13 protein-coding genes are annotated in these 17,538 nt (G+C 64.5%); 10 read left to right on the top strand and 3 right to left on the bottom strand.

The features are described 5' to 3' along the window. Positions 1 to 65: 65 nt before the first annotated feature. The 5 genes from JJB99_RS27105 to JJB99_RS27085 all read left to right on the top strand — a co-directional run bounded on the left by JJB99_RS27105 (position 66) and on the right by JJB99_RS27085 (position 5,888). Positions 66 to 911, top strand: a complete 846-nt coding sequence (locus JJB99_RS27105) for an ABC transporter ATP-binding protein (RefSeq protein WP_200495326.1) — start codon at positions 66 to 68, stop codon at positions 909 to 911. A 241-nt stretch (positions 912 to 1,152) separates the two neighbouring features. Next, positions 1,153 to 2,550, top strand: coding sequence for a hypothetical protein (locus JJB99_RS27100; RefSeq protein WP_200495325.1), 1,398 nt, complete (start codon positions 1,153 to 1,155; stop codon positions 2,548 to 2,550). Then, complete coding sequence (locus tag JJB99_RS27095) at positions 2,547 to 3,698, top strand: Gfo/Idh/MocA family protein (protein ID WP_200495323.1); 1,152 nt, start codon at positions 2,547 to 2,549, stop codon at positions 3,696 to 3,698. Before JJB99_RS27100 ends, JJB99_RS27095 begins: the two co-directional genes overlap by 4 nt. 136 nt (positions 3,699 to 3,834) lie before the next feature. Beyond that, positions 3,835 to 5,025: a dihydrodipicolinate synthase family protein gene (locus JJB99_RS27090; RefSeq protein ID WP_200495321.1), complete on the top strand. Its 1,191-nt coding sequence runs from the start codon at positions 3,835 to 3,837 to the stop codon at positions 5,023 to 5,025. Next, the gene (locus tag JJB99_RS27085; protein WP_200495319.1) at positions 5,025 to 5,888 is read left to right on the top strand and encodes a sugar phosphate isomerase/epimerase family protein; all 864 of its coding nucleotides are present in this window, start codon (positions 5,025 to 5,027) and stop codon (positions 5,886 to 5,888) included. Before JJB99_RS27090 ends, JJB99_RS27085 begins: the two co-directional genes overlap by 1 nt. Before the next feature lie 675 nt (positions 5,889 to 6,563). On the opposite strand, the gene JJB99_RS27080 is transcribed toward JJB99_RS27085, so the two are convergent. The 3 genes from JJB99_RS27080 to JJB99_RS27070 form a co-directional block, all read right to left on the bottom strand. After that, positions 6,564 to 8,024 (bottom strand): Spy/CpxP family protein refolding chaperone, encoded by a 1,461-nt coding sequence (locus tag JJB99_RS27080; RefSeq protein ID WP_200495317.1) that lies wholly within the window; start codon positions 8,022 to 8,024, stop codon positions 6,564 to 6,566. A 485-nt stretch (positions 8,025 to 8,509) separates the two neighbouring features. Then, positions 8,510 to 9,724 carry an ornithine--oxo-acid transaminase gene (gene rocD, locus JJB99_RS27075; RefSeq protein WP_200495315.1) on the bottom strand — a complete coding sequence of 405 codons (1,215 nt, stop codon included), beginning with the start codon at positions 9,722 to 9,724 and terminating at the stop codon, positions 8,510 to 8,512. Positions 9,725 to 9,950: 226 nt separating this feature from the next. After that, positions 9,951 to 11,171 (bottom strand): cytochrome P450, encoded by a 1,221-nt coding sequence (locus JJB99_RS27070; protein WP_200495313.1) that lies wholly within the window; start codon positions 11,169 to 11,171, stop codon positions 9,951 to 9,953. Between the two features lie 106 nt (positions 11,172 to 11,277). Here JJB99_RS27070 and JJB99_RS27065 point away from each other — a divergent pair, with 106 nt between their 5' ends. From JJB99_RS27065 to JJB99_RS27045, 5 genes are all read left to right on the top strand, one after another. Beyond that, positions 11,278 to 11,820: a phosphonopyruvate decarboxylase gene (locus tag JJB99_RS27065; RefSeq protein ID WP_200495311.1), complete on the top strand. Its 543-nt coding sequence runs from the start codon at positions 11,278 to 11,280 to the stop codon at positions 11,818 to 11,820. Continuing rightward, the gene (locus JJB99_RS27060; protein ID WP_200495309.1) at positions 11,817 to 12,407 is read left to right on the top strand and encodes a thiamine pyrophosphate-dependent enzyme; all 591 of its coding nucleotides are present in this window, start codon (positions 11,817 to 11,819) and stop codon (positions 12,405 to 12,407) included. The genes JJB99_RS27065 and JJB99_RS27060 overlap by 4 nt, the downstream gene beginning before the upstream one ends. 66 nt (positions 12,408 to 12,473) lie before the next feature. Further along, positions 12,474 to 13,175, top strand: coding sequence for a TetR/AcrR family transcriptional regulator (locus JJB99_RS27055; RefSeq protein WP_200500314.1), 702 nt, complete (start codon positions 12,474 to 12,476; stop codon positions 13,173 to 13,175). Position 13,176: 1 nt separating this feature from the next. After that, the gene (locus tag JJB99_RS27050; RefSeq protein ID WP_200495308.1) at positions 13,177 to 14,370 is read left to right on the top strand and encodes an efflux RND transporter periplasmic adaptor subunit; all 1,194 of its coding nucleotides are present in this window, start codon (positions 13,177 to 13,179) and stop codon (positions 14,368 to 14,370) included. 70 nt (positions 14,371 to 14,440) lie between these two features. Further along, a complete protein-coding gene (locus JJB99_RS27045) occupies positions 14,441 to 17,536 on the top strand; it encodes a MexW/MexI family multidrug efflux RND transporter permease subunit (protein ID WP_200495306.1) in 3,096 nt (1,031 codons plus the stop codon). Positions 17,537 to 17,538 lie beyond the last annotated feature (2 nt).

Raw genomic sequence — 17,538 nt, 5'->3', positions numbered from 1 at the left:
GCCCGAACGCATCGGCACGGCGTATGGGTCCCTGCGTTCGCAGGGACGACGAGTAGAGGGCTGCGATGAACCCTGCGACCAAACCAATCGATGTCCAGCCGGCCGCGCATCTGAGGCTGGTGAGTGACCGGGCTGCCGGCGATACGTCGGGCATCAAGCTGTCAGGCGTGTCGAAGACCTATCGGACGCGCGACGGCGACGTGCCGTCGCTGCGGCCGCTCGATTTCCACATCAATGACGGCGAGTTCTTCGTCGTGGTCGGCCCATCGGGCTGCGGCAAGTCCACGCTGCTCAAGCTGATCTCGGGATTGCTGCCGCCGACATCGGGCGAGATCCTGGTCGAAGGCGAGAAGGTGACGACGCCGCACGGCAATGTCGGCATCGTTTTCCAAAACGCGCTGCTGCTGCCGTGGCGCAATATCCTCAACAACGTGATGCTGCCGATCGACATGAAGCGGCTGCCGCGGCAGCAATATCTCGAGCGTGCCAAGGCGCTGTTGAAGCTGGTCGGGCTCGAAGGGTTCGAGAAGAAGCTGCCCTGGCAACTTTCCGGCGGCATGCAGCAGCGCGCCTCGATCTGCCGCGCCCTGGTGCACGACCCCAAAATCATGCTGATGGACGAGCCGTTCGGCGCGCTCGATGCGCTGACGCGCGAGCGCATGAATGTCGAGCTGATGCGGATCCAGCGCGAGACCAGGAAGACGGTGCTGCTGATCACGCATTCGATTCCGGAAGCCGTGTTCCTCGCGGACCGCGTGCTGGTCATGACCGAGCGCCCCGGTGCGGTCGCCGCGATCTACGACGTGCCGCTGCCGCGTCCGCGCTCGCTCGACGTGATGGCCGACCCGGTGTTTACGGAACTCGTGCAGCGCATCCGCAAGCATTTCTTCTCGCAGGGTGCATTGGATTAGTGTTGATGAGAGTCACCTCTGGCAACCGCACGGACAGTGCGCTCCCTCCCCCGCTTGCGGGGGAGGGCTGGGGAGAGGGTGCCTCCACTTGCGAGACCCCCCAACAGGAGAGAACCCTCACCCGGCACGGGACGATGCTTCGCATCGCCCGGAACGTGCCGACCTCTCCCGCAAGCGGGAGAGGTGAGTCGCCCGCGGCCACACCGGTCCCATCAAGTGTACCTCGTTTCGTTGCAAGATCATGTCCCCGCGCCTGAAGCTGCGAGACATCGCCTTCTTCGAACGTCCCGTGCATTTCGCACGGCCGTTCCGCTTCGGCGCAATCACCATCAACGCGACGCCGCAGCTGTTCGTGCGCGTCGAGATCGAGGTCGAGGGCAAGGGCACCGCGGTCGGCGCCAGCGCCGAGCTGCTGGTGCCAAAATGGTTCGACAAGCGGCCGGAGCTGTCGCCGGTGCAGACGATCGACGGCTTGCGCCGCTCGCTGGAGATCGCGCGCGGACTTTATCTGGCGCGGACCGGATTTTTGACGGCGTTCGATCTGCATGCCTCCTGCATCGGCGCGCAGGTTGCGACCTGTGCGACAAAGAACATTCCGGCGCTTGCTGCGGCCTATGGTCCGGCCGAGATCGACAAGGCTATCCTCGATGCGCTGCTGCGCGGCGTTGCGGCCAGCTTCTTCGACGGGATGGCCGGCAACATCGCCGGCATCGACGCGCGGCTTTCGCCTGATCTGAAGGACGCGGACATCACCGCTTTTCTCAGCGGCCGCAAGCCGCTGCCGCGCGTCGCCATCAGGCATACCGTGGGCCTCGACGATACCGTCGAAGGCAAGGGCGGTGTTGCCGATACACGCGAGAATGCCGGTGCGAACTATTTCAAGCTGAAACTGTCGGGCGATCCCGCGTCCGATGCGTCACGGCTGGCCCGCATCGGCAAGGAGCTCGATACGCTGGGGCGCCAGTACAAGGTGACGCTCGACGCGAACGAGCAATACGCCGATCTGGCCGCACTGCAGGAGCTGATGGACCGGCTCGATCGCGATTCCGCCCTGCGCACGATCGCCTCGCGCCTGCTCTATGTCGAGCAGCCGATGCCGCGCGATATCACCAGGCAATCGCCGCTCGGCTCGCTGGCCGCGCGCGGCTTCATCATCGATGAGGCCGACGAGTCCTACGACGCTTTCCCCGCGGCGCGGGCGCTGGGCTATCGCGGTATTTCCTCGAAATCGTGCAAGGGGCTCTACAAGTCCATCGTCAACGCGACGCGCGCTGCGAAATGGAGCGCGGGCGGCGAGAAGTTCTTCGTCACCGGCGAGGACCTGACCTGCCAGGCGGGTCTCGGCGTGCAGCAGGATCTCGCGCTCGGCGCCTTCATCGGCGTCATCCATGCCGAGCGCAACGGCCACCATTATGTCGACGGTTTCGGCGACACGCCCGCCGGGGAAGCTCAGGCCTTCGCCGCCGCGCATCCCGATCTCTATACCGATGCCGGGCAGGGCGTCCGTCTTAGCATTCACGACGGCGATCTCCTGACGGGATCGCTTCACACAGGGGGCTTTGCGACGTCGGTCCATCCGGACTGGTCGGCGCTCCGCCCGCTCGAACAGCCAACATCACTTCAGGAGCAGTTGACATGACCACCCAACGCCTCGGCCTCATCATGAACGGCGTCACCGGCCGCATGGGGCTCAACCAGCATCTGATCCGCTCGATCGTCGCGATCCGCGACCAGGGTGGCGTCCGCCTGAACAACGGCGACCGCATCATGCCCGATCCGATCCTGGTCGGCCGCAGCGCCGACAAGGTCGAGGCGCTCGCGAAGCGCTACAACATCACGCGCTGGACCACCGATCTCGACGCAGCGCTCGCCGACCAGAACGACACCATGTTCTTCGACGCCGCCACAACGCAGGCGCGGCCGGGCCTTCTGACCCAGGCTATCAATGCCGGCAAGCACGTCTATTGCGAGAAGCCGATCGCGACCAGCTTTGAAGAGGCGCTGGAGGTCGTCAAGCTCGCCAACGCCAAGGGCGTCAAGCACGGCACGGTGCAGGACAAGCTGTTCCTGCCCGGCCTGAAGAAGATCGCCTTCCTGCGCGATTCCGGCTTCTTTGGCCGCATCCTCTCGGTGCGCGGCGAGTTCGGCTATTGGGTGTTCGAAGGCGGCTGGCAGGAAGCGCAGCGGCCGTCCTGGAATTACCGCGAAGAGGACGGCGGCGGCATCATTCTGGACATGGTCTGCCACTGGCGCTACGTGCTCGACAACCTGTTCGGCAACGTCCAGAGCGTGGTCTGCATCGGCAACACCGACATCCCCGAGCGTTTTGACGAGCAGGGCAAGAAGTACAAGGCGACCGCGGACGACTCGGCTTACGCAACGTTCCAGCTCGAAGGTGGCGTCATCGCCCACATCAACATGTCCTGGGTGACGCGCGTCTATCGCGACGACCTCGTCACTTTCCAGGTCGACGGCACGCTCGGCTCGGCGGTCGCGGGCCTCACCGACTGCATGATCCAGGCGCGGCAGGCAACGCCTCGTCCGGTGTGGAATCCTGACGAGAAGCGGCTGCACGACTTCTACGGCGACTGGCAGAAGATGCCCGACAACGTCAGCTACGATAACGGCTTCAAGGAGCAGTGGGAGATGTTCATCCGCCACGTCTACGAGGATGCGCCCTACAAGTTCACGCTGCTCGAAGGCGCAAAGGGCGTGCAGCTCGCCGAATGCGCGCTGAAGAGCTGGAAGGAGCGGCGCTGGATCGACGTCGCCCCGATCAAGGCCTGAAGTTGATTGGATAAGCCCTGATGTTTGCCAAGCCGTCATTGCGAGGAGCGAAGCAACGAAGCAATCCAGACCGTTGCCGCGGAGGCATTCTGGATTGCTTCGCTTCGCTCGCAATGACGGGGAGAGGTTCGAAATCATGAACAAACCCGTCCAGCCCATATCGTCATTGTCGCTGAAGCTGCCGAAGGCCGACCGCTCGATCGAGACCTATCGGCTCGCGGCCTCGCGCTCGTTCCCCGCAAAGCTCGAGGGGCCGCTGAACCGCATCGCGTTCTCTGCGGTCCATACGGTCGCCGATCCCTTCGCGGACAACGATCCCTGGTTGTCGGTGGCCGTCGACTGGGACAAGACCATCGCCTTCCGCGAGCACGTCTGGGACCTCGGCCTCGGCGTTGCCGAAGCGATGGACACCGCGCAGCGCGGCATGGGGCTGGACTGGCCGACTTCGCTGGAGCTGATCAAGCGTTCGGTGTCGGCCGCCAAGCGCCGCAATGCGCTGGTGTTCTCCGGTGCGGGCACCGACCATCTCGCGGTGGAAGACGCCAGGAGCCTCGACGATGTGATCCGCGCTTACGAGGAGCAGATCTCGGCAGTCGAGAAGGTCGGCGGCCGCATCATCCTGATGGCCTCGCGCGCACTCGCAAAGCTCGGCCGCAACGCGGACGATTACGCCAAGGTCTATGACCGCGTGCTGTCGGGGGTAGCGCAGCCCGTGATCATCCACTGGCTCGGCGATATGTTCGATCCGGCGCTGGCGGGCTATTGGGGCAGCAGAGATCTCGACCAGGCGATGGACACGGCTGTCGCGATCATCAACGGCAACGCCGCCAAGGTCGACGGCGTGAAAGTCTCGCTGCTCGACAAGCAGCGCGAGATCGACATGCGCCGCCGCCTCGACAAGCGCATCAAGATGTATACCGGCGACGATTTCAACTATGCCGAACTGATCGCCGGCGACGGCGAAGGCTTTTCGCACGCGCTGCTCGGCATCTTCGATGCGATTGCGCCGGCGGCGTCCTACGCGCTGTCGCGGCTCGCGGCAGGCGATGAGGCCGGCTTCCACGACGTGCTCGGGCCGACGGTGCCGCTGTCGCGTCACATCTTCAAGGCGCCGACACGTTTCTACAAGACCGGCGTGGTGTTCATGGCCTATCTCAATGGTCACCAGGATCATTTCACCATGGTCGGCGGCCAGGAGAGCACGCGCTCCACGCTGCATCTGGCCGAGCTGTTCCGTCTGGCCGATCAGGCCGGCTTGCTCGCCAATCCTGAACTCGCGACGCAGCGGATGAAGACCGTGCTCGCCACCCACGGTATCGAATCCTGATGCGCGATTTTTCGTCCGACCATCGCTGGCTGTCGCTGAACACGGCGACCGTCCGCAAGCAGGGTGATCTTGTTCAGATCGTTGATGCCTGCGCCAGACACGACATCCGCGCCATCGATCCCTGGCGCGACCAGGTTGCGGCCGTCGGGCTCGATCGCGCCGCGCGCGCCGTGCGCGACGCCGGTCTCGATCTGTCAGGCTATTGCCGCGGCGGCATGTTCACCTCTGATACCTTGCGCCGGGGCGAGGTGCGTGACGACAATCGGCGCTGCGTGGACGAAGCCAAGACGCTGGGCGCGCCCTGCATCGTCCTCGTCGTCGGCGGCCTGCCGCAATATTCGCGGCCGGGCAGCGAGCCTTCGAAGGACATCGTGGCCGCGCGCGGGCAGGTCGAGGAAGCCCTTGCCGATATGCTCGACTACGCCAGACAGGCAAATTTGCCGCTGGCGATCGAGCCGCTGCATCCGGCTTACGCGGCCGACCGCGCCTGCGTGAACACCACAAAGCAGGCGCTCGACATCTGCGACCGGCTCGACCCCGGCCGCAGCGGCATGCTGGGCGTCGCGCTCGACGTCTATCACATCTGGTGGGACCCGGAGCTGATGGGCCAGATCGCCCGCGCCGGCAAGGACCGCCTGCTTGCCTTCCATGTCTGCGACTGGCTGGTGCCGACCAGGGACATCCTCAACGATCGCGGCATGATGGGCGATGGCGTCATCGACATCAAATCGGTGCGCGAAGCGGTTGAGGCGCAGGGCTTTGCCAGTTATTCGGAGATCGAAATCTTCTCGAATGACTGGTGGGGCAAGCCGATAGATGAGGTGCTACGTACCTGCATCGCGCGGCACAAGACGGTGGTGTAGAGAGTGCGGCCCGACGGCCTTTGCGACCTGTTGCAGCGTGTTGAAGCGCCCCTTCTGCTCGCTGGTCGGCGTGGCGTAGACCTCCTCCAGGGCGGTCGACCGGCCGGGCGCCGTCAGCATGGGAGCTGACTGAAAAGTCAAACGATTGCGCTATCATCGATTTTCACCGTCAAACACCGGGCTATCGCTCACCAATTCAATCTGCAAAGCTGTGACAACACAAAAGCGCTTGCAGGCAAGCAAGCGCGGAGGGAGGTTCGCAGTGGAGAGAGTGCAGCGTTTGCGTGCGATGAGCTCATTGTGCCGGCAACAGGCCGCGTACAACAGCATGAACAAATGGAAGCTGCTTGCAGAAGCAGAATACTGGGACCATCTGGCCGAGCTCGAATTGTCTTCTCACTTCCAGCAATGCAACTCACTTACGACAACGCAACCCCATTGGCTCGAATGAGATAGAGCGGCCTCAAGCGATCGCCAACACGAATGATGCTGGCGGAAGACCATCTCCGCGTGAGGTCAGAACGAGGCTGTCGTTTGCGTTCCGTGCCACTGCGCTCTCACAGAGGCTGCAGCGGTGCCATTCTTAGTGTCGTCGCGCTTTGAAGCAGGATGATTACGTCGCCCCGCGTTGTTTGGACGCTGCGCAAATTGCAACGCGAGAACGCGCCGCCGCCCTCATTGGCCTGCGACCTGTTGCAGCGTGTTGAAGCGCGCCTTCTGCTCGCTGCTCAGCATGGCATAGAACTCCTCCAGGGCAGGCTCGACCAGCTTGGCGGCGGCCAGCATGGCCTCGAGCCGGTGCTGCATCGCTTCCAGCCGTCCGACCGGCGTCAGCGGCACATCGTTCGGGCAGGCCGCCTGCAGGCCTTCAACGCCCTTGGCTGTCGCCTCACTGAGGCGGTCGAGTGCCTCCTTCTGCTTGCCGGCGGGGTGGAGCACAGCCTCGATCCTTTGGATCGGCAACTGCGTCAGGCCGGATTTCGGATCGCCACAGCCCTCGGCACTGGCTTGCTGTTGCGGCGAGCGCTCGCCGACATTCGGACCGAGCGCGTTGAAGCTGGCCTGCTGCTCGTCACTGAGCGAGTTGTAGAAATTCTCCAGTGCCGGTCGCACGATCTTGACGGCTTCAAGCGTCGCGCTGATGCGGTTCATCATCGCCCGCAATCGGCCAGGGGGAGTCAGGGCATAGGTCTCCGAACAGGAATCCTTGAATACATCGGCAGCTCTTGCGGCCGCAGCCTTCAACTCGTCGAGCAGCGCGCGCTGCTCGGGCGTGGGCCGCACCGCCCGGGCGATATCGCCAAGCGGCCAGGCCGTCAGGCCCTTGTCCGGTGTGCCGCACAATTGCTGTAGCGTTCGCGGCCTCACGCTGGCGCGCTGGCGAACGCGGCCGCCGCCGCCGGCTTGTGGGTAATCATACGGGCTGATGCTGGCATAGGCGGAATAGGGGCCGTCACCACCCCAGAACACGGTGTCGACGAAGTCGTCATACGCGTACGCCCAATAGCCGGGCTCGTAGGCATAGGACCAGAACGTATAGTCGAAAATGTCGGAATAGGCATAAGGCCAGAACACGGGACCAAGCCAAGCCACGAATACCGCGGGATGGCGGTGGCGCCAGGCCTGCCGGGGAGCCCAGCCGCTCTGGCGGATGGTGAGCGCCGCCTGCGCTTGCGCAGGGACCTGCTCGCGGAAGCGCTCCGCAAACCGCCCGCGCTCGGCGGCCTGGGCCGTGGCGGCAGCAGCTGGGGCCCGCGCGGCCGGAGCTTGTAGTCCAAGCCGCTGTTGGCGCGCCAGGTCGCTTTGCTGCGCGCGCTGCTCACGCTGAAGCAAACGGTTCTGCGTCTGGAGCGTTCGTTGCTGCTCGCGCAACGCGCGCGCGCCTTCCGGCTTCTGCGACTGGAGTTGTTGCACGCGCTGCTGCAGGCGATCGATGCGGGTCTGGCGTTCCGTCGTCTGGCGCGACAGCATCTCGCGCTGGCGCTGCTGCACCATCTGCTGGCGCTGCTGGATCTGCTGTTGGCGCTGTTGCGCGCGCTGTTCGATCTGATCCCGCCGCGACAGCCGCTCGCTCGCGGCCGGCGGTCCGCTGGGCCGCGAGGGGGCGGCGATGTGTGGCGTCGGCCGGGGTGCCATGGCCGGGCGCTGCGGTGGGCCCGGCGCCCGATGGAATTCAGGCCGCGGCGCCGCCACGTGCGGGGCCGCCCGCGGCGGCGGTGCAGCGAAATGCGGGGTCGGGCGCGGTGGCGGTGAGGCAATGTGCGGCGCAGAATGTGGCGCCATGGCCGGTCGCTGCGGCATGGCCGGGGGATGGAATGCCGGCGCGGCCGGACGTGCCATGGCTGGCGGCGCCGCCGGACGGGCCATGGCCGGTGGTGCTGCCGGCGCTGCGGCTGGGCCGGGTGGCCCGCCCCTGCCATGTCCCTGGCCAGGTCCTTGAGCCAACGCGCCGGCGCTCGCCGCCAGCATCGAGACAACCACTAAACTAGTAAGGCAAACGCCACGCGGAAGCATGATCGTAGCCGCCAGCTCATAATCGCCCACGACATTCAACGCGCAGCTGGCGGAATCGTTCGTTGTTTGGCCATGGCCGGCATTGCGATCTTCCGACGCAGGCAGTCTCAGGAGAAATCCTGCGTCAGAGTGGTGGCGAGCCGCTCCAGCGCCCAGTCGACCTGGTCACTGGTGATCACCAGCGGCGGGGCGATGCGGATCGTTTGCTCATGGGTATCCTTGGCGAGGATGCCCTTGCCCTGAAGCGCCTCGCAGTAGCGGCGAGCGCGGCCCGCCTCGGGATGCAACTCGACTGCCAGCATCAAGCCGCGCCCGCGCACCTCGCGGATCGTATTGGCACGAATGTCCTTCAAGCCTTCCAGAAAGCGCACGCCCTGCCTGGCCGCGTTCTCGATCATGCCTTCCTCGACCAGCACGCGCATCGCCGCGCGCGCCACCGCGCAGGCGAGTGGGTTGCCGCCGAAGGTCGAACCATGCTGCCCGGGCCTCAGCGTCCCGAGCACGTCGTTGTTCGAGAGCACGGCCGAGACCGGATAGAAGCCGCCGGACAGGGCCTTGCCGAGCAGGGTCACGTCCGCCTCGATTCCCTCGTGCTGCTCCGCGAGCAGCTTGCCGGTGCGGCCGAGCCCGGTCTGGATCTCGTCGAGCACCAGCATCACGTTGTTGGCGGTGCAGAGCTCCCGCACCTTCGTGAAATAGCCGGCTGGAGGAATGACGACACCGGCTTCGCCCTGGATAGGCTCGACAAGAAAGGCGACCGTGTTTGGGGTGATTGCCTCCTCCAGCGCAGCAGTGTCGCCGAACGGGATGATCCTGAAGCCCGGCGCGAACGGTCCGAAATGTGTGCGTGTCTCGGGGTCGGTTGAAAAGCCGACGATGCCCAGCGTGCGTCCGTGGAAATTGTTGGCGCAGACGATGACCTCGGCCTGGCCGTCCGGCACGCCCTTCACCTCATAGCCCCATTTGCGCACCGACTTGATCGCGCTTTCGACCGCCTCCGCGCCGCTGTTCATCGGCAGCACCTTGTGGGAACCGGTGAGCGCCGCGATCTCTTCGTAGAACAAGGCGAGCTGGTCGTTGTGGAAGGCCCGCGAAGTCAGCGTCAGCCTGTGCGCCTGTTCGACCATCGCTGCCAGGATCTTGGGGTGGCAGTGGCCCTGGCTGACCGCCGAATAGGCCGAGAGGCAGTCGAGATAGCGGTTGCCTGCGGTATCCCAGACCCAGACGCCTTCGCCGCGCGACAGGACGACCCCGATCGGCTCGTAATTACGAGCCCCAAAGCGTGCTTCCGCTGCGATGAAATCGATGACCGACGAGCTCATCTGTCGTCACTCCATTGCTGCGCGCCGGCGTCAACCGACTGCGCCGGCCGCGCTCAAGCTGATGTGGGTAGCAGCCTGCCCGCTCGGAAGCCTTGACGCGCCCGATCGCATGGCGCGACCTGATTTGCCCGAAATGTCAGATGGTTCTGCGCGACCACAGGGCATCCTTCGCCGACCGACCCGCTACTGTGCATGGGGTTGTTTTCGCCATTTTTGTTTTGAGGCCTCAGCCGATCGCGCAGGGCACGCTCAGGAAGCCGCGAAACCGCACCCGTCCACCCCGCACCGGTTGGCCGCTCAGGGCATAGTTCGGGAAGCGCGCCAGAAAGCGTGAGACCGCAATCGCGCCTTCGAGCCGCGCCAGCGCCATGCCGGCGCATTGATGTGCGCCAGTGGCGAAGGCGAGATGCCGGTTCGGCGTCCGCGCGATGTCGAAGCGTTCGGGGTCGGGAAACTGCGCAGGGTCGCGGTTGGCAGCGCCAATGCACAGCGTCACCGATGTGCCGGCTTCGAGCATGATGCCGCCAAGCTCGACCCGCTCCGTCGTCATGCGGTTGCCGAGCTGGTTGGAGCTCTCGTAGCGCAGCATCTCCTCGACGGCCGTCTTGATGAGATCGGGATTGTCGATCAGCCGCTGCTTCTGATCCGGATTGCGGTCGAGGGCGACCAGGCCGTTGCCGATCAGGTTGGTCGTGGTCTCGTGGCCGGCATTGAGCAGGAAGATGCAATTGTGCAGCAGCTCCTTCTCGGTCAGCCGCTCGCCGCTGTCCTCGCCCTGGATGAGACGCGTCAGCACGTCGCGCTCCGGATTACCCGGCTTCTCGCGCCGCCGCGCGACCAGCGTCCGGAGGTAATCGAGAAAATCCGTCACCGCCTTGTTGCCGCGTGCGGCCACGTCAGGCGACACCACGGGTTCGAGCGCGCCGAGGATCGCCAGCGACCAGTCGCGCAGCGGCGCGCGTTCGTGATGGGGCACGTCGAGCAGATTGCCGATGACCTCGATGGGAATGGAGGCCGCGAAATCCTCGATCAGCTCGCAATGACCTTTGGCGGCGATCGCATCGAGCAGGCGGTCGACGAGCTTGACCAGATCGCTCTCCATTCCCGCGATCGCGCGCGGCGACAGCGCGCCCATGATCAGGCGCCGCACACGGGTATGCGCCGGGGGATCGTTGAAGACGAGGCTGGTGGTGTGGTGCTCGTAGAGCGGGGTGTCGCCGTATTTCGGCGCGAACTCGCGCTTCTTGTCCGAACTGAACGATTTGGTGTTCTTATAGGTGGTGACGAGATCGTCATAGCGGGTCAGGAACACGGTGCCGTTCGGCAGCCGCTTGACCGGCTCGTTCTCCCGCAGTGCACGATAGGTCGGGTAGGGATCGGCGTAGAATTCCGGCGTCAGCTTCTCCAGATCGAAACTGGCCGCCAGTTCTTTCGCATCTGCGTTCATCCGCCATACTCGCCGGTTGAGACCGTTATGCTGTTTTCGCTCTTTCGAGCGGCTCCGATCACCGTCTACAGTCGCGCCGTGATTTGCAAGACGACCGGACCGGAAAATGCACGCCCGCGCTGACGCTGCCGACACGGCCCCGACCTGGCCGGACGATATATTCGCGACCCTGCAACGCTTCGACGTCAGGCAGGTGCCCTACGTGCCCGATGCCGGCCATTCAAAACTGATCCAGCGCGTGCTGGGCTCGTCGACGATGCGCGGCATTCCGCTGACGACGGAGGAGGAGGGCGTGGCGCTGCTCGCCGGCGCCTGGGCCGGCGGCCAGCGTGGCGTGCTGCTGATGCAGTCGAGCGGCGTCGGCAATTGCATCAACATGCTCTCGCTGATCCCGATCCTGCGCTTTCCCTTCCTGACGCTCGTGACCATGCGCGGCGAGTGGGGCGAGTTCAATCCGTGGCAGGTGCCGATGGGATCGACCACGCAGGGCGTGTTAGAACTGTCAGGCGTCAAGGTGCTGCGCGCCTCCAACGCGGCGGAGGTGCTGGCCGTGCTGGAGGCCGCCGCAGCCCAGGCCTACAATGCGCTCACGCCCACTGCCGTTCTGCTGTCGCAGCGCCTGATCGGCGCCAAGGTTTTCACCAAATGAGCAAAGCCAATCTCCTCGATCGCCGTCAGGTGGTCTCCGCGCTGCTTGCTGACCGCAACGACGTCGTCGCGATCGGCGGCTTGGGCGCCTCCACCAATGACATCTGCGCGGCCGGCGACCACGCCCGCAATTTCTATCTCTGGGGCGGCATGGGCGGCGCCGCCATGATCGGGCTGGGTCTTGCTCTGGCGCAGCCAAAGCTGCCGGTGCTGGTGATCACCGGCGACGGCGAGATGCTGATGGGCATGGGCAGCCTTGCCACCATCGGCCTGCAAAAACCGTCCAACCTCTCGATCGTCGTCCTCGACAATGAGGCCTATGGCGAGACCGGCGGCCAGACCAGCCACACCTCCGCGGCCGCCGACCTCGTCGGTGTCGCTAGGTCCTGCGGCATCCGGGACAGCCGGGCTGTGACGACTATGGCCGAGGTCGAGGCCTTCGCCAAAGCCGTCCACGACCTCTCCGGCGGCCCGCGTTTTGCCAATGTGAAGATCGACAGCGCCAATCTGGAGCGGATTTTGCCTAGCCGGGACGGGACTTACATCGTCAACCGGATCCGTAGCGATCTCGGCTTCCAGCCGATCTAGACCTCGTGTAGGTTGCATCGCACCATTTGGCTTGACTTTTGCGTGGGTGAGTGCTTACTCACTCCCATGAGCTCATTGCGAATGACGAGCGACCTGAGGCGTCAATTGATCCTCGGCGCCGCAAAACGCTGCTTTGCGCGACACGGGTATACGGGCACCACAACCAAGAGCGTGGCGGCCGCCGCTGCCATTTCCGAGGCACTGCTGTTCAAGCATTTCCCGTCCAAGGCGGCGCTCTACGCTGAAATCCTCAGCGACGAATGCGAGGCCGACCCGGCTTTCGTCGAGCTGCTCGAACGGGAGCCGTCGACGGCCACCCTGGTCGAGCTGATCCGCGGCATGGTGGAGCATTTCCTCGAGATCGCCGACGGGCCCGACCAGGAAGAGGCGCAGCGCCTGCGACTGATGGCCACGAGCCATTTGGATGATGGCGAATTCGCCCGTTTGCTATATGCCAAGATCGAGACGCTGATCGGGCCGGCCTTCGTCGCCTCGCTCGGGCGCGCGGTGGCCGCCGGGGACGCGCGGCCATTCGGCGGCGATCCGCTCAACCTGTTCTGGTTCGCGCATCACACCGTGATGACGGCGGCGCTGACCAGGCTGCCGGTCACGCCGTGTCTCGCTTACGGCAAGGCTGACGACCTCGAGCGCCAGCTCTGTGAGTTTCTCCTGAGGGGTATCGGACTTAACGACGCCGCAATTGCTTCGCATCTGGGCCGCGATCAGGCCACGGATGCCGGCAAGACGGCGATTGCAGAAAGTGCATGACATGAACATCGTAGCCGAACACAAAATTTCGGGCGAACCGATCGATAACAAGGCTCCCAAGCGTCCGGTCCGGCCGGTGCTCTGGTTCATCATCGTCGGCACGCTTCTCGGCGCGCTCGTCGGTGGCCTCGTCTGGTTCAATTACTTCCGCGGCCAGATGATCAAGCAGTTCTTCGCCAACAACAAGCCGCCGCCGACTGCGGTCAGCGCGGCCGAGGCGAAATCCGAAGTGATCCCGAACCTGTTGACGGCGGTCGGCGAACTCGTCGCCGTGCACCAGGTCAACGTCAGCGCCGACGTCAACGGCCGCGTCACCGAGATCAAGTTCGAGCCGGGCGCCCATGTCGAAGCTGGCACGCCGCTGGTGCAGCTGTTCGACGCGCCGGAGCAGGGTGACCTCGCCAATTACAAGGCGCAGGCGACCGTCGCGCAGCTATCGCTCGATCGCGCCAAGCAATTGGCGTCGCGTCAATTCGGTCCGCAGGCAACCGTCGATACCGCGCAGGCGGCCTATGACCAGGCGTTGGCCGGCATCGCCAAGACCGAGGCGCTGATCTCGCAGAAGCTGGTGCGCGCGCCGTTCGCAGGCGATCTCGGCGTCCGCAAGGTCGAGGTCGGCCAGTATCTGACCGCCGGCACCGCGATCGTGTCGCTAACCGATCTGTCGGAGCTGTGGGCCAACTTCACGGTGACGGAAAAGGATTCCGGCAGCCTCAAGGTCGGCCAGACGGTCCGACTCAAGGTCGACGCCTATCCGGGCCGCGTCTTCGAGGGCAAGATCACCACGATCGAGCCGCAGATTGCCTCCGACACCCGCAATATCCGCGTGCAGGCGACGATCGCCAATCCGGAGAGGATCCTCAAGCCCGGCATGTTCGTGACCACCACGGTGGTGCTGCCGGACAAGCCGCCGGTGATCACCGTGCCCGAGACGGCGGTCGACTATACGCTATATGGCGACTCGGTGTTCGTGATCACCGAGAAGAAGGAAGAGGACGGCAAGACCAGCCTCTCGGCGGTGCGCACCTTCGTGCAGACCGGCAACCGCGTCGAGGGACGCGCAGAGATTTTGAAAGGTTTGAAGCCGGGGGACAAGGTCGTCGCCGTCGGCCAGATCAAACTGCCATCGGGCGCGGCGGTCTCGATTTCGACCGACCCGGCTCCGCAGATCCCGGCGCAGCCGCCGCGCTACTGACAACATCCCCAACGTGATCCGGCCTCGCCGGATCACGTTTCTTGAGACAAAAGAAATCGAGATTGCCGCGATGGCCTTTACTGATATTTTCATCAAGCGCCCGGTCCTGTCGGTTGTCGTCAGCCTGCTGATCCTGCTGATTGGCCTACGCGCGGCGATGGTGCTGCCGATCCGGCAATATCCGAAGCTGTCGAACACGGTCATCAACATCACGACCGTCTATCCCGGCGCGTCCGCGGACCTGATCCAGGGCTTCATCACGACGCCGATCGAGCAGGCCGTCGCCTCCGCCGAGGGCGTCGACTACATCACCTCGTCTTCGGTGCTCGGCACCTCGACGATCCAGGTCTACATCAAGCTGAACTTCGACCCAAACCAGGCGCTCACCGAGGTGCTGGCCAAGACGAACTCGGTCAAATACCTGATCCCGAAGGAATCCAACGACCCGATCGTCACCAAGACCACGGGCCAGACCACGGCCGTGATGTATCTGGGTTTCTCGTCCGAGGAGCTGTCGGGCTCGGCGATTTCAGACTATTTGACGCGCGTGGTGCAGCCGGTGCTGTCAACCGTCGACGGCGTGGCGTCCGCCGACATCCTCGGCGGCCAGACCTTTGCGATGCGGCTCTGGCTTGATCCGGTGAAGATGGCCGGCCGCAATGTTTCGCCCGCGGACATCTCGGCGGCGATCGCCGCCAACAACTTCCAGTCCGCTGCGGGCCAGACCAAGGGCTATCTCATCGTCTCGAACATCTCGACGAATACCGGCCTGACCGACGTCAACCAGTTCAAGAAGATGATCGTCAAGGCCAAGGACGGCGGTTTCGTGCGGATGGAGGACATCGCCACCGTCGAGCTTGCCGCCCAGAGCACGGATGCGAGCGTCGCCTTCAACGGCGAGCACGCGATCTTCATCGGCGTGCAGGCAACGCCGCAGGGTAACCCGCTGACGCTGGTCAAGGGCGTGCGCGCGCTGTTCCCCGAACTGGAACGCAACCTGCCACCATCGATGAAGATGAAGGTCGCCTACGATTCGACCAAATTCATCCAATCCTCGATCGACGAGGTGGAGAAGACGCTCGGTGAAGCCGTGATCATCGTGATCGTGGTCATCTTCCTGTTCCTGGCCTCGCTGCGCTCGGTCATCATCCCGGTCGTCACCATTCCGCTGTCGATGATCGGGGTCTGCACCCTGATGCTGGCGCTGGGCTTCAGCTTTAACCTGCTGACGCTGCTGGCGATGGTGCTCGCGATCGGCCTCGTGGTCGACGACGCCATCGTCGTGGTGGAGAACATTCACCGCCATCTGGAGGAGGGCAAGACACCGGTCCAGGCCTCGCTGCAAGGCGCACGCGAGATCGTCGGTCCCGTCGTCTCGATGACCATCACGCTCGCCGCCGTGTACGCGCCGATCGGCTTCCTCGGCGGCCTCACCGGCTCGCTGTTCCGCGAATTCGCCTTCACGCTTGCGGGCTCGGTGATCGTGTCGGGCGTGATCGCGCTGACGCTGTCGCCGATGATGTGCTCTGTGCTGCTCAAGAACACCGAAGAGGGCCGCTTCGCCAAGCTCGTCAACAGGGTCTTCGGTGCGGTGACGCGCTGGTATGGCCGCAGGCTCGACCGTTCGCTCGACTACAAGGCCATCACCGGGCTGTTCGCGGTGACGATCCTCGGGCTCGTCGGCTTCCTCTACATGCATACTTCAAAGGAGCTGGCCCCCGAGGAAGATCAGGGCATCGTGTTCGCGGTGACCAAGGCGCCGAAATACGCCAACATCGACTATCTCGATTTCTACGGCGAAAAGCTCGACGAGAAATTCCAAAGCTTCCCCGAGACCGACCTGCGCTTCGTGCTGAACGGCATCAACGGGCCGCAGGGCGGTATCGCCGGCATGCTGCTCAAGCCCTGGGACGAGCGCAAGCGTTCCTCGATCGCGCTGAAGCCGCTGGTGCAGGCCGAGCTCTCCAAGATCGAGGGCGTGCAGGCCTTTGCGTTCAATCTGCCGCCGCTGCCCGGCGGCCCCGGCGGTCTGCCGGTGCAGATGGTGATCAATTCGACCGCGAGCTTCCAGACCGTCTATGAGCAGATGGAGAAGCTGAAGGACGCCGCGCGCAAGAGTGGCATGTTCATCGTCTCCGACAGCGATCTCGCCTTCAACCAGCCGACCGTGAAGGTGAACATCGATCGCACCAAGGCTCAGGATCTCGGCGTTAACATGCAGAACGTCGGCAGCGCGCTGGCGGTGCTGCTCGGTGGCAACTACATCAACCGCTTCAATCTGGAGGGACGCTCCTATCAGGTCATTCCGCAGGTGCCGCGCGGCAAGCGGCTCTCACCGGAATCGCTCGGCGGATATTACGTTTCCACCAATACCGGCCAGCAATTGCCGCTGTCGACGGTGGTTTCGATCGAGACCACGACTCAACCGAATTCGCTGACACACTACAATCAGCTCAATTCGGCGACGTTCTCGGCCGTGCCGATGCCCGGCGTGACGGTCGGCGCGGCGGTCGACTTCCTCGAAGGCGAGGCCAAGAAGCTGCCGCAGGGCTTCAGCCATGATTATCTGGCGGACTCGCGCCAGTACGTGCAGGAAGGCAACCAGCTCGCGATCACCTTCGGCTTCGCGCTGATCATCATCTTCCTGGTGCTGGCGGCGCAGTTCGAGAGCCTGCGCGACCCGTTCGTGATCATGATCTCGGTGCCGATGGCGATCGTCGGCGCGCTGATCCCGCTGTTCTTCGGCGTGGCGACCATGAACATCTACACCCAGGTCGGTCTTCTGACCCTGGTCGGCCTGATCACCAAGCACGGCATCCTGATGGTGGAGTTCGCCAACGAGCTCCAGGTCAAGGAGCGGCTCGACCGCCGCTCCGCGATCGAGATGTCGGCCCGTATCCGCCTCCGGCCGATCCTGATGACCACGGCCGCCATGGTGACGGGCCTGATCCCGCTCCTGACCGCGTCCGGTGCGGGCGCGGCCAGCCGCTTCTCGATCGGCCTGGTCGTCGTCGCCGGCATGTCGATCGGCACGCTGTTCACGCTGTTCGTGCTGCCCGCCGTCTACGTGGTGCTGGCGACCGACCACCGCGCGGCGGCCGATTCCGAGCGGAACAAGCAGGTCAACGAGCTCGACCTCGATGCCAAGGCGCTGCGGCCGACCTGAGG

The sequence above is a fragment of the Bradyrhizobium diazoefficiens genome (assembly GCF_016616235.1).
Lineage (GTDB): Bacteria > Pseudomonadota > Alphaproteobacteria > Rhizobiales > Xanthobacteraceae > Bradyrhizobium > Bradyrhizobium diazoefficiens_H.
This window is presented reverse-complemented; position numbering and strand designations above follow the sequence as displayed.

Coding starts and splice junctions, on each gene's coding strand:
- JJB99_RS27105 (WP_200495326.1), top strand. CDS start 66: ATGAACCCTGCGACCAAACCAATCGATGTCCAGCCGGCCGCGCATCTG.
- JJB99_RS27100 (WP_200495325.1), top strand. CDS start 1,153: ATGTCCCCGCGCCTGAAGCTGCGAGACATCGCCTTCTTCGAACGTCCC.
- JJB99_RS27065 (WP_200495311.1), top strand. CDS start 11,278: ATGCACGCCCGCGCTGACGCTGCCGACACGGCCCCGACCTGGCCGGAC.
- JJB99_RS27095 (WP_200495323.1), top strand. CDS start 2,547: ATGACCACCCAACGCCTCGGCCTCATCATGAACGGCGTCACCGGCCGC.
- JJB99_RS27070 (WP_200495313.1), bottom strand. CDS start 11,171: ATGAACGCAGATGCGAAAGAACTGGCGGCCAGTTTCGATCTGGAGAAG.
- rocD (WP_200495315.1), bottom strand. CDS start 9,724: ATGAGCTCGTCGGTCATCGATTTCATCGCAGCGGAAGCACGCTTTGGG.
- JJB99_RS27045 (WP_200495306.1), top strand. CDS start 14,441: ATGGCCTTTACTGATATTTTCATCAAGCGCCCGGTCCTGTCGGTTGTC.
- JJB99_RS27055 (WP_200500314.1), top strand. CDS start 12,474: ATGAGCTCATTGCGAATGACGAGCGACCTGAGGCGTCAATTGATCCTC.
- JJB99_RS27090 (WP_200495321.1), top strand. CDS start 3,835: ATGAACAAACCCGTCCAGCCCATATCGTCATTGTCGCTGAAGCTGCCG.
- JJB99_RS27060 (WP_200495309.1), top strand. CDS start 11,817: ATGAGCAAAGCCAATCTCCTCGATCGCCGTCAGGTGGTCTCCGCGCTG.
- JJB99_RS27085 (WP_200495319.1), top strand. CDS start 5,025: ATGCGCGATTTTTCGTCCGACCATCGCTGGCTGTCGCTGAACACGGCG.
- JJB99_RS27050 (WP_200495308.1), top strand. CDS start 13,177: ATGAACATCGTAGCCGAACACAAAATTTCGGGCGAACCGATCGATAAC.
- JJB99_RS27080 (WP_200495317.1), bottom strand. CDS start 8,024: ATGGCACCCCGGCCGACGCCACACATCGCCGCCCCCTCGCGGCCCAGC.